This is a genomic window from Streptomyces sp. NPDC002623 (assembly GCF_053592635.1).
In genome coordinates, this window is sequence record NZ_JBSFWB010000025.1 from 74,479 (window position 1) to 90,131 (window position 15,653).

Annotated in this window: 16 protein-coding genes; 13 read left to right on the plus strand and 3 right to left on the minus strand. The window is 68.5% G+C overall.

Annotated elements, in window-relative coordinates; genetic code table 11:
- Positions 1 to 54 precede the first annotated feature (54 nt).
- The 13 genes from ACWD4O_RS34880 to ACWD4O_RS34940 all read left to right on the plus strand — a co-directional run bounded on the left by ACWD4O_RS34880 (position 55) and on the right by ACWD4O_RS34940 (position 11,674).
- Complete coding sequence (locus ACWD4O_RS34880; protein WP_451286144.1) at positions 55 to 558, plus strand: hypothetical protein; 504 nt, start codon at positions 55 to 57, stop codon at positions 556 to 558.
- A gap of 55 nt (positions 559 to 613) precedes the next feature.
- Positions 614 to 1,951 carry a crotonyl-CoA carboxylase/reductase gene (ccrA, locus tag ACWD4O_RS34885; RefSeq protein ID WP_451286146.1) on the plus strand — a complete coding sequence of 446 codons (1,338 nt, stop codon included), beginning with the start codon at positions 614 to 616 and terminating at the stop codon, positions 1,949 to 1,951.
- Between the two features lie 38 nt (positions 1,952 to 1,989).
- Positions 1,990 to 2,916 (plus strand): 3-hydroxybutyryl-CoA dehydrogenase, encoded by a 927-nt coding sequence (locus ACWD4O_RS34890; RefSeq protein WP_451286148.1) that lies wholly within the window; start codon positions 1,990 to 1,992, stop codon positions 2,914 to 2,916.
- A gap of 381 nt (positions 2,917 to 3,297) precedes the next feature.
- On the plus strand, positions 3,298 to 3,711 hold the full coding sequence (locus ACWD4O_RS34895) for a hypothetical protein (protein ID WP_451286149.1): 414 nt from the start codon (positions 3,298 to 3,300) through the stop codon (positions 3,709 to 3,711).
- A gap of 225 nt (positions 3,712 to 3,936) precedes the next feature.
- On the plus strand, positions 3,937 to 4,746 hold the full coding sequence (gene atpB / locus ACWD4O_RS34900) for a F0F1 ATP synthase subunit A (RefSeq protein WP_358801293.1): 810 nt from the start codon (positions 3,937 to 3,939) through the stop codon (positions 4,744 to 4,746).
- Between the two features lie 74 nt (positions 4,747 to 4,820).
- Entirely contained in the window at positions 4,821 to 5,066 is a 246-nt protein-coding gene (locus ACWD4O_RS34905; protein WP_020131181.1) for an ATP synthase subunit c family protein, read from the plus strand.
- A gap of 46 nt (positions 5,067 to 5,112) precedes the next feature.
- Positions 5,113 to 5,661, plus strand: a complete 549-nt coding sequence (locus ACWD4O_RS34910) for a F0F1 ATP synthase subunit B (RefSeq protein WP_351913313.1) — start codon at positions 5,113 to 5,115, stop codon at positions 5,659 to 5,661.
- Positions 5,658 to 6,479, plus strand: a complete 822-nt coding sequence (locus tag ACWD4O_RS34915) for a F0F1 ATP synthase subunit delta (RefSeq protein ID WP_451286151.1) — start codon at positions 5,658 to 5,660, stop codon at positions 6,477 to 6,479. Before ACWD4O_RS34910 ends, ACWD4O_RS34915 begins: the two co-directional genes overlap by 4 nt.
- A gap of 134 nt (positions 6,480 to 6,613) precedes the next feature.
- Positions 6,614 to 8,203, plus strand: coding sequence for a F0F1 ATP synthase subunit alpha (gene atpA, locus ACWD4O_RS34920; RefSeq protein ID WP_451286153.1), 1,590 nt, complete (start codon positions 6,614 to 6,616; stop codon positions 8,201 to 8,203).
- A gap of 21 nt (positions 8,204 to 8,224) precedes the next feature.
- Entirely contained in the window at positions 8,225 to 9,142 is a 918-nt protein-coding gene (locus ACWD4O_RS34925) for a F0F1 ATP synthase subunit gamma (RefSeq protein ID WP_451286155.1), read from the plus strand.
- Positions 9,142 to 10,578, plus strand: a complete 1,437-nt coding sequence (gene atpD, locus ACWD4O_RS34930) for a F0F1 ATP synthase subunit beta (protein WP_451286157.1) — start codon at positions 9,142 to 9,144, stop codon at positions 10,576 to 10,578. Before ACWD4O_RS34925 ends, atpD begins: the two co-directional genes overlap by 1 nt.
- A 133-nt stretch (positions 10,579 to 10,711) precedes the next feature.
- Complete coding sequence (locus ACWD4O_RS34935; RefSeq protein WP_079659511.1) at positions 10,712 to 11,086, plus strand: F0F1 ATP synthase subunit epsilon; 375 nt, start codon at positions 10,712 to 10,714, stop codon at positions 11,084 to 11,086.
- 141 nt (positions 11,087 to 11,227) lie between these two features.
- Positions 11,228 to 11,674: a DUF2550 domain-containing protein gene (locus tag ACWD4O_RS34940; RefSeq protein WP_351913277.1), complete on the plus strand. Its 447-nt coding sequence runs from the start codon at positions 11,228 to 11,230 to the stop codon at positions 11,672 to 11,674.
- A gap of 14 nt (positions 11,675 to 11,688) precedes the next feature.
- Here ACWD4O_RS34940 and ACWD4O_RS34945 read toward each other — a convergent pair whose 3' ends face one another.
- The 3 genes from ACWD4O_RS34945 to ACWD4O_RS34955 form a co-directional block, all read right to left on the minus strand.
- Positions 11,689 to 13,512 (minus strand): glycosyl hydrolase family 18 protein, encoded by a 1,824-nt coding sequence (locus ACWD4O_RS34945; protein WP_451286159.1) that lies wholly within the window; start codon positions 13,510 to 13,512, stop codon positions 11,689 to 11,691.
- Positions 13,513 to 13,646: 134 nt separating this feature from the next.
- Positions 13,647 to 14,294 (minus strand): response regulator, encoded by a 648-nt coding sequence (locus ACWD4O_RS34950; protein ID WP_451286161.1) that lies wholly within the window; start codon positions 14,292 to 14,294, stop codon positions 13,647 to 13,649.
- Position 14,295: 1 nt separating this feature from the next.
- Positions 14,296 to 15,531, minus strand: a complete 1,236-nt coding sequence (locus ACWD4O_RS34955; RefSeq protein WP_451286163.1) for a sensor histidine kinase — start codon at positions 15,529 to 15,531, stop codon at positions 14,296 to 14,298.
- Positions 15,532 to 15,653: the final 122 nt, after the last annotated feature.

The following is a 15,653-nucleotide window of genomic DNA, read 5'->3' on the forward strand; positions in this document are numbered from 1 at the left end:
TCTAGCATCTGGGGAAATTCCCGTGCCGTGACGAGGACTGGAGTGTATCCCGCGATGAGCGTTGCCGAGCAGGAAGCCACAGAATCGGCGGAGCCGCAATTCACGAAGCCGCCCGCCTCGGAAAAGATGCGTGACCTCGACTTTCTGCTCGGGGACTTCCGCACGGAGTGGACGAACTTCACCGCCGATCCGCCCACCAAGGGCACGGCGGCCTGGAACACCGCGTCGACCTTCGCCGGCCACGCCTACGAGATGACCCAGCTGGTGCCCGAGCACGACCTCACCGGGCGTTTCGTATTCCAGTGGGTCGAGTCGGAATCGGCTTTCTCCGGCTATTACTACGACGACTGGGGAAACCGCACGCTGCTCACCGCCGAGGGCTGGCAGGACGGATATCTGGCGTTCATCGGCGAGTGCTTCGGATTCGGCAAGTCCTTCCTGCTCAAAGAGCGGTACGAGATCATCGACGAGAACCACTATGTGAAATGCGCTTTCGTGAAGTTCGATACCGAAGGCGACTGGATTCCCGCCGACGAAGTCCACTGCTACCGCGTCTGAACACCGGGAAAAATCGACGCTCGGGTTCATGACTCCCGGGAAAGGTGAACCGACCATGACCCTGCTGTCCGAAGCGGTACGCGCGGGTGCGTCGCCGCAGGAGTTGGAGCGGGCGGAACTGCCCCGGGAGTACACCGCCGCCTACATCCAGTCCGAGGACGCCCGGATGTTCGACGGGGTGGCCGACCGGGACGTCCGCAAGTCGCTGCGCGTCGGCGAGGTGCCGATGCCCGAACTGGCGCCGGACGAGGTGCTGGTCGCCGTCATGGCCAGCGCCGTCAACTACAACACCGTCTGGTCGGCGATGTTCGAGCCGATCCCCACCTTCCGCTTCCTGAAGCAGTTCGCGGCACAGGGCGGCTGGGCCGAACGGCACGATCTGCCCTACCACGTGATCGGCTCCGACGGCGCAGGCGTGATCGTCCGCGCGGGTTCCGGCGTCCGGCGCTGGCGCGTCGGCGACCACGTGGTGATGAGCTGCGTCCAGACCGACGACCAGGAACCGGCCACCCACCACGACGGGATGCTCGGCGCCGAGCAGCGCATCTGGGGCTTCGAGACCAACTTCGGCGGTCTGGCCCACTACGCGGTGGTCCGGGCGAGCCAGCTGATCCCCAAGGCGGGCCACCTCACCTGGGAGGAGGCGGCCTGCAACCCGCTCTGCGCGGGGACCGCGTACCGGATGCTGGTCGGTGAGCGCGGAGCCCGCTTCAAGCAGGGCGACGTCGTCCTGATCTGGGGCGCCGCCGGGGGACTCGGCGCGTACGCGGTGCAGCTCGTCAAGAACGGCGGCGGCATCCCGGTCGGCGTCGTCAGCTCGCCCGAGAAGGCGGCGGCCGCACGCCGGCTCGGCTGCGACGTCGTCATCGACCGCCGGGAGATCGGCCTGGACGACCGGACGGCGGACGATCCGCGCGCGGTCATCGAGGTGGGCAAGAAGCTCGGCTCGATCATCCGCCGCGAGGTCGGCGAGGACCCGCACGTCGTCTTCGAACACGTCGGCCGGGCCACGTTCGGGGTCTCGGTCTTCGTGGTCCGGCGCGGCGGCACGGTCGTCACCTGCGGCTCCAGCACCGGCTACCAGCACGGCTACGACAACCGCTATCTATGGATGAAGCTGAAGCGGATCATCGGCAGCCACGCCGCCAACCTCCAGGAACAGTGGGAGTGCAACCGGCTGATCTCCCTGGGCCGGATCATGCCGACGCTGTCCGCGGTCTACCCGCTGGCGGAGATCGGAGAGGCGGCCCGCTCGGTGCAGACCAACCAGCACCTCGGCAAGGTCGGCGTCCTCTGCCTGGCCTCCGCCCCCGGCCAGGGCGTCACCGACCCCGACCTGCGCGCCGAACTGGGCGAGACCCGTCTGAACCCCCTCCAGAGCCTCACCTCCTGAAGCGACCGGTACGAACCCGAGAAAAAGGCAGGGATGTCATGACCATCGCGCCCCCCACCACCGCACCCACCACCGCACCCGCATCCGCATCCGCGCCGGTACCGGCCGCGCAGGCGATCCAGCGCGTCGGCGTCGTCGGCTGCGGCGTGATGGGCGCGGGGCTGGCCGAGGTCTGCGCCCGGGCCGGCCGTGACGTGCTGCTCGTCTCCTCCTCGGAGGCCGGCCTGGCCAGGGGGCGCGGCCGGCTGGAGCGCTCGCTGGGCAACGCGGTCCGCAAGGGCAAGATCAGCGAGGCGGGCCGGGAGGAGACGCTCTCGCGCGTCACCTATGTCACCGACCTCGGTTCGTTCCACGACCGCCAGCTCGTGCTGGAGGCCGTTCCCGAGCACGAGCCCACGAAGCTGGACGTCTTCCAGACCCTGGACCAGGTCGTCGAGGACCCGGACGCGATCATCGCCTCCAACACCTCCGCCCTGCCCCTCATCCGGCTGGCCCGCGCGACGCAGCGCCCGGAAAACGTCCTGGGTCTGCACTTCTTCAACCCGGCCCCGGTACTTCCGCTCGTAGAGGTGGTCAGCTCACTGCTCACCGGCGAACGCACCCGGCAGACCGCCGCGGAGTTCGTCACCGAGGTACTCGGCAAACAGGCCGTCCACGTCGGCGACCGCGCCGGCTTCGTGGTGAACGCTCTGTTGATCCCCTACCTCGTCGCCGCGATACGCATGTACGAGGCCGGCTACGCGGACGCCCCGACCATCGACAAGGCGATGACGCTGGGCTGCTCCCACCCGATGGGCCCGCTGGCCCTGGCCGACCTGATCGGCCTGGACACCGTCGCGGCGATCGCCACGGCGCTGTACGAGGAGTTCAAGGAGCCCACCCACGCGGTGCCCCCGATGCTGTCCCGCATGGTCGACGGCGGACAGCTGGGCCGGAAATCGGGACAGGGCTTCTACAGCTACTGATCCGGCTGGCGACTCCCGTCGGCGCCTGCCGGTGCCTGCCGACGGCCGCCGGCTCCCGCCGACAAGGTAAGAATCTGACTAGAGCATTGCCAAGTCGTGGGAGAACCGCGAGCGGGCAAAGCCTCTCATTACCAGACAACCTCCCCGGGTTCTCGCACAGACGCGCACTGTCACTCTCATGTGTGACAGTGCGCACAGCCACTAGGTAAAGACCTCATCAAATAGTTTGTGATACGGTTCACGAGAACCCCCGGAGAGAGCCGAAGGACCGCACTACGACGGTTCATTGGAGCGAGGCGGCGCGAGGTCTCTCGCCCCTCGGGCCGGGACTACGCTCGTCCATGACGACACCCTGCCCCCCTTGAATGCGGAGTTGCCGCCATGCAGTCCAACGACGTACGAACGCTCGTGCACTGTGCCCTGCCCACCGCGCTCGCGGGTGCGGCGGGAGTCGCGGTGAGTGCTGCCGTTGCCGGCGGCAAAGGAGCGCTCGGCGCCGTCTTCGGCGCGGCTCTCGTCCTGCTGTTCATGGGCGGCGGGCTGATGGTGCTGCTGCGCACCGCGCGCCAACTTCCCCACCTGTTCCAGTCGATGGGGCTGTTGCTCTACACCACGCAGATCCTGTTCCTGATGATCCTGCTGATCGCCTTCAAGGGGACCTCGGTCTTCGATCCGAAAGCCTTCGCCTTCACCCTGCTCGCGGCCACCCTCGTGTGGATGGCCGCGCAGGTGCGCTCGCACATGAAGGCCAAGATCCTCTACGTCGAGCCGGACTCAGCCCGGACGACGTCGTGACCTGTAGGGCCGGTGTAAAGGGCCTTCCGCTCTTTTGCTATGGTCTCGCCACAACTGCGGCAGAGCTGGCGCGGGCGGCAGCCGTGCCTGTGACGCCTCACGGCTCGGAGCCCAGTCGCCGCCGCCCCCGTATCCGTAAGTCCAGTCCAGTGCCGTCCCGCGGTCGCAGGCCGCGCCGACACATCGAGGTTGCCGTACCCATGCGCCACGCTGAAGGAGCTCGCGGTGAGTAACGCCCAAACGCTCGCCTTCGAGACCGACTGTCATATTTTCGACGGGTGCGGTTTCCCGACCCCCGGCCTGCACTCGTTCTTGTTCGAGCCGCTGTTCACCGTGGGCGGCATCGAATTCAACAAGCCGATGCTGCTGTCGCTGGTCTCCACCGTCCTCGTCTGTGGATTCTTCTGGGCCGCCTTCAACAAGCCGAAGCTGATCCCCGGCAAGCTTCAGATGGTGGGCGAGGCCGGCTACGACTTCGTGCGCCGCGGGGTCGTGTACGAGACGATCGGCAAGCGGGAGGGCGAGAAGTACGTCCCGCTGATGGTCTCGCTGTTCTTCTTCATCTGGATCATGAACCTCTGGTCGATCATCCCGGTCGCCCAGTTCCCGGCCACCGCGGTCATCGCCTTCCCGGTGGGTCTCGCCGCGCTCGTCTACATCGTGTGGATGAGCATCACGTTCAAGCGCCACGGCTTCATCGGCGGCTGGAAGAACATCACCGGCTACGACCCGTCGCTCGGCCCCGTGTTCCCGATGGTCATGTTCTTCGAGTTCCTGTCGAACGTGTTCATCCGGCCGTTCACGCACGCCGTCCGGCTCTTCGCCAACATGTTCGCCGGGCACGTCCTGATCCTGATCTTCACCATCGGGACCTGGTACCTGCTCAACGGCATCGGCATCGCCTACTCGGCGGTCTCGTTCCTGATGGTCCTCGTGATGACGGTCTTCGAGCTGTTCATCCAGGCCCTTCAGGCCTACGTCTTCATCCTCCTGTCCTGCAGCTACATCCAGGGCGCGCTCGCCGAGCACCACTGAGCACCTGATCAACATCCCCTGAACTTCCGGTGGCCAACCCCCACCGGCCTGTGTAAAGAGAAGGAAGTTACGGCATGTCCGCTCTCGACACCCTCGCCGCGGTCGAAATCAAGGGCAACCTCGCTGCCATCGGCTACGGTCTCGCGGCCATCGGCCCCGGCGTCGGCGTTGGCATCATCTTCGGTAACGGCACGCAGGCGCTCGCCCGCCAGCCCGAGGCCGCCGGTCTGATCCGCCAGAACCAGATCCTCGGCTTCGTGCTCTGTGAGGCGCTTGCCCTGATCGGCCTGGTCATGGGCTTCGTCTACCCGACGTCCTGATCCGGTTTAACGCCGACGAGAGAATTCCACGGAAGGAACTGATGTGATCTCGCCCTTGCTGCAAATCGCGGCTGAGGAGGAGGCCCAGAATCCTCTGATCCCGGAGATCCCCGAGCTCGTCATCGGTCTGATCGCGTTCGCGATCGTGTTCTTCGTCCTGGGCAAGAAGCTCCTTCCGAACATCAACAAGGTTCTGGAAGAGCGCCGCGACGCCATCGAGGGCGGGATCGAACAGGCCGAGATTGCTCGGACCGAGGCGCAGAGCGTTCTGGAGCAGTACAAGGCCCAGCTGGCCGAGGCCCGTCACGAGGCCGCGCGGCTGCGCCAGGAAGCGCAGGAGCAGGGCGCCACGCTCATCACCGAGATGCGTGCGGAAGGCCAGCGCCAGCGCGAGGAGATCGTCGCCGCCGGGCACAACCAGATCGAGGCCGACCGCAAGGCCGCAGCGTCCGCGCTGCGCCAGGACGTCGGCAAGCTCGCCACCGAACTGGCCGGCAAGCTGGTCGGCGAGTCCCTCGAGGACCACGCCCGCCAGAGCCGCGTCATCGACCGCTTCCTCGACGAGCTCGAGGAGAAGGCCGAGGCGTCTCGATGACCGCACACGGAGCGAGCCGCGAGGCATTCGCAGCAGCCCGTGAGCGTCTCGACGCGCTGACGGACTCCACGTCCGTGGACGCGGCACGGCTGGCCGGAGAGCTGGCGGCGGTCACCGCCCTGCTCCACCGCGAGGTCTCCCTGCGCCGGGTCCTCACCGACCCGTCGCAGGCCGGCGACGCCAAGGCCGAGCTGGTCCAGCGCCTCCTCGGCAGCCAGGTCGGCGGCAGCGCGGCCGACCTGGTCGCAGGCACGGTGCGTTCGCGCTGGTCGCAGTCCCGCGACCTGGTGGACGTGCTCGAGGAGCTGGCGAACATCGCGGACCTCACCGCCGCGCAGAAGGCGGGCAAGCTCGACAACGTCGAGGACGAACTGTTCCGCTTCGGGCGGATCGTCTCCTCGAACACCGGGCTGCGCGCCGCACTGACCGACCGGAAGGCCACCGCCTCGGCCAAGAGCGAGCTGCTGCACAGCCTGCTCGGCGGCCGGGCCGACGCGGCCACCGAGCGACTGGTGACACGCCTCGTGACCGCGCCCCGTGGACGTAGCCTGGAAGCGGGCCTCGAAGCCCTGTCCAAGCTCGCCGCTGAGCGCCGGGACCGCATGGTCGCCGTCGTCACCTCGGCGGTACCGCTGAGCGACCCGCAGAAGCAGCGCCTCGGCGCCGCCCTCGCGAAGCTCTACGGCCGCCCGATGCACCTCAACCTCGACGTGGACCCCGCGGTCCTCGGCGGGATCCGGGTGCAGGTCGGCGACGAGGTGATCAACGGCTCCCTCGCGGACCGCATCGAGGACGCCGCCCGCCGCATGGCGAGCTAGCAGCAACTCAAGACCGCAAGTCGAACTGATGGCGGCCCTGGTTGGGCCGTGCAGAGGATTCACCTCTTTCAGGGGGGAGTCCCCATCCCCCCAAAGTGAAACTTCGGGCCCAACAAGGAGAGCAGGGAACCCAGATGGCGGAGCTCACGATCCGGCCGGAGGAGATCCGGGACGCGCTGGAGAACTTTGTCCAGGCGTACAAGCCGGACGCGGCCTCGCGCGAGGAGGTCGGTACGGTCACCCTTGCCGGCGACGGCATCGCGAAGGTCGAGGGCCTCCCCTCGGCCATGGCCAACGAACTGCTGAAGTTCGAGGACGGCACCCTCGGCCTCGCGCTCAACCTGGAAGAGCGCGAGATCGGCGCCGTCGTCCTCGGTGAGTTCAGCGGTATCGAGGAGGGCCAGCCGGTCACCCGCACCGGCGAGGTGCTGTCCGTGGCCGTCGGCGAGGGCTACCTCGGCCGTGTCGTCGACCCGCTCGGCAACCCGATCGACGGCCTCGGCGAGATCGAGACGTCCGGCCGCCGTGCCCTGGAGCTGCAGGCTCCGGGTGTCATGGCCCGTAAGTCGGTGCACGAGCCGATGGAGACCGGCTACAAGGCCGTCGACGCGATGACCCCGATCGGCCGTGGTCAGCGTCAGCTGATCATCGGTGACCGCCAGACCGGCAAGACCGCCCTGGCCGTCGACACGATCATCAACCAGCGTGACAACTGGCGCTCCGGTGACGTGAACAAGCAGGTCCGCTGCGTCTACGTCGCCATCGGTCAGAAGGGCTCGACCATCGCCTCCGTGCGTGGCGCCCTCGAAGAGGCCGGCGCGCTGGAGTACACGACCATCGTCGCCGCCCCGGCGTCCGACCCGGCCGGCTTCAAGTACCTGGCGCCGTACACCGGCTCGGCCATCGGTCAGCAGTGGATGTACGAGGGCAAGCACGTCCTCATCATCTTCGACGACCTGTCCAAGCAGGCCGACGCCTACCGCGCCGTGTCGCTGCTGCTGCGCCGCCCGCCGGGCCGCGAGGCCTACCCGGGTGACGTCTTCTACCTGCACTCCCGTCTGCTGGAGCGCTGCGCGAAGCTCTCCGACGACCTGGGCGCCGGCTCGATGACCGGTCTGCCGATCGTCGAGACGAAGGCCAACGACGTCTCGGCGTTCATCCCGACCAACGTCATCTCCATCACCGACGGCCAGTGCTTCCTGGAGTCCGACCTGTTCAACGCCGGCCAGCGTCCGGCCCTGAACGTCGGTATCTCGGTCTCCCGCGTCGGCGGCTCCGCCCAGCACAAGGCGATGCGCCAGGTGTCCGGCCGGCTCCGCCTCGACCTCGCCCAGTACCGTGAGCTGGAGGCCTTCGCCGCCTTCGGTTCCGACCTGGACGCCGCGTCGAAGTCGCAGCTGGAGCGTGGTCAGCGACTGGTCGAGCTGCTCAAGCAGCCGCAGTACCAGCCGATGCCGACCGAGGACCAGGTCGTCTCCGTGTGGGCCGGTACCACCGGCAAGATGGACGACGTCCCGGTCGCCGACATCCGCCGCTTCGAGAAGGAGCTCCTGGAGCACCTGCACCGCAAGGAGCAGGGCCTCATGACCTCCATCAAGGAGGGCGCGAAGATGTCGGACGACACCCTCATCGCTGTTGCCGACGCGATCGCCGAGTTCAAGAAGCAGTTCGAGACCTCGGACGGCAAGCTTCTCGGCGAGGACGCCCCGGCCGCGGCCAAGTGACGTAAGGAAGGGACCTGACTCATGGGAGCCCAGCTCCGGGTCTACAAGCGTCGCATCCGATCCGTCACCGCGACCAAGAAGATCACCAAGGCGATGGAGATGATCGCCGCCTCGCGTGTCGTCAAGGCGCAGCGCAAGGTGGCGGCCTCCTCGCCCTACGCGGCCGAGCTCACCCGCGCGGTCACGGCGGTCGGCACCGGCTCGAACACGAAGCACCCGCTGACCACGCAGGCCGAGACGGTCGTGCGGTCCGCGGTGCTGCTCCTGACGAGCGACCGCGGTCTCGCGGGCGCCTTCAACTCCAACGCCATCAAGGCCGCGGAGCAGCTGACGGCGCGCCTCGAGGCCGAGGGCAAGCAGGTCGACACGTACATCGTCGGCCGGCGCGGTCTGGCCCACTACCACTTCCGTGAGCGCACGGTCGCGGGGTCGTGGACGGGCTTCACCGACGAGCCGACGTACGCGGACGCCAAGAAGGTCGCGGGTCCGCTGATCGAGGCCATCGAGAAGGACACGGCCGAGGGCGGCGTGGACGAACTCCACATCGTCTTCACCGAGTTCGTCTCGATGATGACGCAGACGGCGCTCGATGACCGTCTGCTGCCGCTCAGCCTCGACGAGGTGGCGAAGGAAGCAGCCCCCAAGGGCGAGATCCTTCCGCTGTACGACTTCGAGCCCTCGGCGGAGGACGTCCTCGACGCCCTTCTGCCGCGGTATGTGGAGAGCCGCGTCTACAACGCTCTCCTCCAGTCGGCAGCCTCGAAGCACGCCGCCACGCGGCGCGCGATGAAGTCGGCGACCGACAACGCAGGAGAGCTCATCGAGACGCTCTCCCGCCTTGCCAACGCGGCCCGCCAGGCCGAAATCACCCAGGAAATCAGCGAGATCGTCGGTGGCTCCGCAGCCCTGGCCGACGCGACCGCGGGGAGTGACAGGTAATGACGACGACAGTTGAGACGGCCGTTGCCACGGGCCGCGTCGCCCGGGTCATCGGCCCGGTCGTCGACGTGGAATTCCCCGTCGACGCCATGCCGGAGATCTACAACGCCCTTCACGTCGAGGTGGCCGACCCGGCCCTCGCCGGCGAGAAGAAGACGCTGACCCTGGAGGTCGCCCAGCACCTGGGTGACGGCCTGGTCCGCACGATCTCGATGCAGCCCACCGACGGTCTGGTCCGCCAGGCCGTGGTCACCGACACCGGCAACGGCATCACCGTTCCGGTCGGCGACTTCACCAAGGGCAAGGTGTTCAACACCCTCGGTGAGGTGCTGAACGTCGACGAGCAGTACGAGGGCGAGCGCTGGTCCATCCACCGCAAGGCCCCGCGCTTCGACGAGCTCGAGTCGAAGACCGAGATGTTCGAGACCGGCGTCAAGGTCATCGACCTTCTCACCCCGTACGTCAAGGGTGGAAAGATCGGTCTGTTCGGCGGTGCCGGCGTCGGCAAGACGGTGCTCATCCAGGAGATGATCTACCGCGTCGCCAACAACCACGACGGTGTCTCCGTGTTCGCCGGTGTGGGCGAGCGCACCCGTGAGGGCAACGACCTCATCGAGGAGATGGCCGACTCGGGCGTCATCGACAAGACCGCGCTGGTCTTCGGTCAGATGGACGAGCCCCCGGGCACCCGTCTGCGCGTGGCCCTGGCCGGTCTGACCATGGCGGAGTACTTCCGCGATGTGCAGAAGCAGGACGTGCTGTTCTTCATCGACAACATCTTCCGCTTCACCCAGGCCGGTTCCGAGGTCTCGACCCTGCTCGGCCGTATGCCCTCCGCGGTGGGCTACCAGCCGAACCTGGCCGACGAGATGGGTCTCCTCCAGGAGCGCATCACCTCGACCCGTGGTCACTCGATCACCTCGATGCAGGCGATCTACGTCCCCGCGGACGACCTGACCGACCCGGCCCCGGCCACCACCTTCGCCCACCTCGACGCGACGACGGTTCTCTCCCGTCCGATCTCCGAGAAGGGCATCTACCCGGCCGTGGACCCGCTGGACTCCACGTCCCGGATCCTGGACCCCCGCTACATCGCGGCGGACCACTACAACACCGCCATGCGCGTCAAGACGGTGCTGCAGAAGTACAAGGACCTCCAGGACATCATCGCGATCCTCGGTATCGACGAGCTGGGCGAGGAGGACAAGCTCACCGTCCACCGCGCCCGTCGCGTGGAGCGCTTCCTGTCCCAGAACACCCACGTCGCCAAGCAGTTCACCGGCGTCGACGGGTCGGACGTCCCGCTGGACGAGTCGATCACGGCCTTCAACGCGATCATCGACGGCGAGTACGACCACTTCCCGGAGCAGGCGTTCTTCCTGTGCGGTGGCATCGAGGACCTCAAGGCCAACGCCAAGGAGCTGGGCGTCTCCTGAACTCCCTGAGTTCGAAGTGAGCCCTTCGGCTCACGTCTGAGGGGGCGGGTGCGTCCCGCCCCCTCTTTCACGCCCATTAGACTTGTAACCAACACCCGGCAGAACCCGCCGGGTGGTGACCCGAGGAGCCACCTTGGCTGCTGAGCTGCACGTCGCGCTGGTCGCGGCCGACCGAGAGGTCTGGTCCGGCGAGGCCACCCTGGTCGTCGCGCGCACCACGTCCGGCGACATCGGCGTCATGCCCGGTCACCAGCCGCTGCTCGGTGTGCTGGAGTCGGGCCCGGTGACCATCCGTACGAGTGATGGTGGAACGGTCGTCGCCGCGGTGCACGGCGGTTTCATCTCGTTCGCCGACAACAAGCTGTCGCTGCTGGCCGAGATCGCCGAGCTGTCGGACGAGATCGACGTCCAGCGCGTGGAGCGGGAGCTCGAGCGCGCGAAGGCGGAGGGCGACGCCGCCGCCGAGCGTCGCGCGGACGTTCGACTGCGTGCGGCGGCGACGCGCTAACCCGCGCGAGCCTGCATGACGTCACTCAGCCGCGGTCGGCTCCGGAGCAATCCGGAGCCGGTCGCGGCTGAGGCAGATATGGATGTTTTTTCCGTTCCGTTACCTATTTTCGGTACCTAGGAGACGAGGAGGTCGGTGTCGATGGTCCTCGCTCTGACTGTGTGCGGAATCGTCGTGGCCCTGGTGGCGCTGGGGCTGTTCGTCTTCGGCCTGCGCCGCAGACTCATCCAGCGCTCCGGCGGCACCTTCGACTGTTCCCTGCGCTGGGACGTGCCCGAGAAACCGGACACCAGCGGAAAAGGCTGGAGCTACGGCGTCGCCCGCTACAACGGCGACCGCATCGAGTGGTACCGCGTCTTCTCCTACGCCTACCGCCCGCGCCGCGTCCTGGAGCGCGGCTCGATCGAGGTGGCGGGCCGCCGCCTCCCCGAGGGCGAGGAGGAGCTGGCCCTGCTGTCCGACGCGGTGATCCTCGTCTGTGTGCACCAGGGCACCCGCCTCGAACTCGCGATGAGCGAAGACGCGCTGACCGGATTCCTCGCGTGGCTGGAGGCAGCCCCGCCCGGTCAGCGCGTCAACGTCGCTTAATTCGCCGAACTGTCTTACGACAGTCCGCTGTTGATGGCGCTCACCAGCTCCCCGTTGCTGGTGTCACCGCTGAACTCCCAGAAGAACGCGCCGCCGAGACCCTGGTTCTTGGCCCAGGTCATCTTCCCGGCGATCGTCGACGGGGTGTCGTAGGACCACCAGTTGCTGCCGCACTTCGCGTACGCCGTGCCGGCGATGGTGCCGGTGGCTGGGCAGGACGTCTTGAGGACCTTGTAGTCCTCGATGCCCTGCTCGTACGTACCCGCCGCCGCGCCCGTGGCCGTGCCGCCCGGGGCGTCCTGGGTGACGCCCGTCCAGCCGCGGCCGTAGAAGCCGATGCCGATGAGCAGCTTGCTCGCGGGGACGCCCTTCGCCTTGAACTTGGCCATCGCGTCGGCCGTGGTGAACCCGGCCGTCGGGATGCCGCTGTACGAGGTGAGCGGGGAGTGCGGGGCCGTCGGGCCCTGCGCCGCCCAGGCGCCGAAGAAGTCGTACGTCATCACGTTGTACCAGTCCACATAGGCCGCGGCGCCCGCGTAGTCGGCCGCGTCGATCTTGCCGCCGGTGGAGCCGTCGGCGGTGGTGGCCGCGGTGACCAGGTTGCCCGTGCCGAACTTGGCGCGCAGGGCCTGCATCAGGTTCTTGTAGGCCGCCGCCCCGGACGTGTCGCAGGACAGACCGCAGGCGTTCGGGTACTCCCAGTCGATGTCGATGCCGTCGAAGACGTCGGCCCAGCGCGGGTCCTCGACCAGGTTGTAGCAGGACTGCGCGAACGCGGCGGGGTTGGCGGCGGCCTGGGCGAAGCCGCCGGACCAGGTCCAGCCGCCGAAGGACCACAGCACCTTGATGTTCGGGTACTTGGCCTTCAGCTGGCGCAGCTGGTTGAAGTTGCCGCGCAGCGGCTGGTCCCAGGTGTCGGCGACGCCGCTGACCGACTGGTCGGCGGTGAACGCCTTGTCGTAGTCGGCGTAGGAGTCGCCGATCGCGCACTGACCGTTGGTGACGTTGCCGAAGGCGTAGTTGATGTGTGTGATCTTCGCGGCCGAGCCGGACGTCACCAGGTTCTTGACCTGGTAGTTGCGGCCGTAGATGCCCCACTCGGTGAAGTAGCCGAGTTTGACCTTGGCGCCGGTGGTCGGGGGATTGGTGCCGCCGCCGGTGGTGTGCACGGCGACCGCTCCGCTGACCGGTCCGGTCTGGTCGACGGTGTCCCGGGCCTGGACGGTGTAGGAGTAGTCGGTGCCGGCGGTGAGACCGGTGTCGGTGTACGAGGTCGTCGTCACCGTGGCGACCTTGGCGCCGCCGCGCAGGACGTCGTAGTTCTTGACGCCCTTGTCGTCGGTGGCGGCGGACCAGGTCAGCTTCACCGAGGTGTCGGTGATCGCCGAGGCGGTGGGGGTGCCCGGGGCGGAGGGGGAGGCGTCGCCGGGGACCGTCGTGCCGTCGCAACTGTCGCCGTTGAGCCGACAGTTGGACGGGGAGCCGGAGCCCGCGCCGTTGAAGCCGAAGGAGACCGAGGCGCCGGCGGCTATCGAGCCGTTGTACGACTTGTTCTTGGCGGTCCAGTGGGTGCCGGAGGAGGTGACGTCGGCGTCCCAGGCGGAGGTGACGGACGTGCCGGAGGGGAAGTCCCACTCGATCGTCCAGGAGCTGATGGCGGTGGTGCCGGTGTTCTTCACCGTCCACCTGCCCTCGAAGCCGGTGCCCCAGTCCGAGGCCTTGGTGTAGGTGGCGGTGGCGGTCGTGGCGGCCTCGGCGGGGCTTGCGAGGCCGACCGCGCCGGCCAGCGGGAGCAACAGGGAGGCGAACCCTGCCGCGACTCGGTGTCTGAAGCGCATCCTGCGCCTCCTAGGGGAGTCGGGGGGCGCGACTGAGCCTTCACGCCCACAGTGCCGCGAGAATAGAAAGGTCTGGACCACCGGTCAAGAGGTCTGGACCAGTCCCGCCTTTAAACCTCCGGATCACCTTCAGATCAGCTCTGGATCCCCAACTCCTGTGCCAGTACGGCCGCTTGGACCCGGCTGCGCAGCTCCAGCTTTCCCAGCAACCGACTCACATGCGTCTTCACCGTCGCCTCCGCCATGTCCAGCCGCTCGGCGATCCCCGCGTTGGACAGCCCCGCGCCGAGACAGGCCAGCACCTGGCGCTCGCGCCGGGTGAGCGAGTCGAGGACGGCCGGATCCGCGGCCGGCGCCCGGACCGGCTTCGCGGCGAACTCGGCGATCAGACGGCGCGTCACGGCCGGGGCGATCAGCCCCTCCCCGCCCGCCACGGTACGGATCGCGGTGAGCAGATCCCGTGCCTCCGTGTTCTTCAGCAGGAACCCGGACGCACCCGCCCGCAGCGCCCCGAACACATACTCGTCGAGGTCGAAGGTGGTCAGCACCAGGACGTCCGCGAGGCCCTCCTCGACGATTCTCCGGGTCGCCGACACCCCGTCGAGACGCGGCATCTGAATGTCCATCAGCACCAGATCCGGCCGCGACTCCCTGGCCAGCGCCACCGCCTGTTCCCCGTCCGCGGCCTCCCCGATCACCTCGATGTCGGGCGCACTGCCCAGGATCAGCACCAGCCCGGCGCGGACGGCGGACTGGTCCTCGGCGACCAGCACTCGGATCATGTCAGCTCTCCTCGGGCAAGCGTTCGGTCAGCGGCAGCGCGGCGCGCACGGTCCACGACTCGCCCTCGGGCCCGGCCGCGAAGGTGCCGCCCAGCAGCGCCGCACGCTCGCGCATCCCGACCAGGCCCGCCCCGGAGCCGGGTGCGCGCGGCCCGTCCCGGTGGCCGTACGGGCTGCTGACCCGCACGTCGAGCACCCCGTCGCGCCGGGCGAGGCACACCGTCACCCGGCCGGGGCAGGCGTGCTTGAGGGCGTTGGTCAGCGACTCCTGGACGATCCGGTACGCGGCCAGCTCGACGGGCGTCGGCACCGGGCCGTGATCGTCGTCCGGCCCGTGGGCCGACCCGTCGTCCAGTGCGACGTGAAGGCCGACGTCGAGGCCGTTGGCGCGGGCGCCGTCGACCAGGGCGGCGAGGCCGTCCAGGGTCGGGGTCGCGGCGGGCTCCTTGTCCCCGCCGCCGTCGCGCAGGATCCCGATCAGCCGCCGCATCTCCGCGAGCCCCTCGACGCTGTTCTCCCGGATGGTCTTCAGCGCCTGTCGGGAGGTCGCCGGATCGTCGATGGACAGCGCGGCCGTGGAGTGGATGGCGATCGCGGACAGATGGTTGGCGACCATGTCGTGCAGCTCCCGGGCCATCCGCGCCCGTTCGGACGTCACGGCCTGGGCGCGGTCCATCTCGGCGAGCAGCGCCGTCTGTTCGGCGCGCAGCCGGGCGGCCTCGGCGGCGTCGCGGTGGTTGCGCACGATCCAGCCGGTGGCGGCGGGCCCGTACGCGACGACGCCGACCACCACGCCGATCAGCAGCGCCTCGGGCGTGCGCCACACCGCGAACGGCACCAGCGTCCCGGCCACCGTGAGCAGGCCGGTGATCCACTGGATGCGACGGGCCGAGGCGAGCGGGCCGTACAGGACGGCCGCGTACATCACGTCGGTGAACATCAGGACGGTGGCCAGGCTGCCCTGGGTCAGCACGTCCGCGCCGACCGCGACCGTGCCGGTCAGCAGGGCCGCGCGCGGGGCCGTCCGGCGCAGCAGCTCGCAGCCGGACAGCACGACGAGCGGCACGAGCACCGGCCAGGGGCCGTCGAACAGCGTGATCGGGTCCTTGGCCGGCCGGGTGCTCAGGCCGATGGACGCCAGCAGCAGTCCGCCGAGCAGCCCGCCGACGGCGATGTACACGTCGAAGCGGTGCGGGCGCGGCAGGCGGCGCAGCTCTCGGACAGCCATGTCCTCCATCCAACACGCCCCGCGCCCCCTCCGCCTGCTCCCCGGGGACGGTCCCGAACTGCATCTTTCGATGTACCGCGACCTCGTCAGCGGCGACGACGAAACCGTCCGCCCGCGACGGGAGCCTGGGA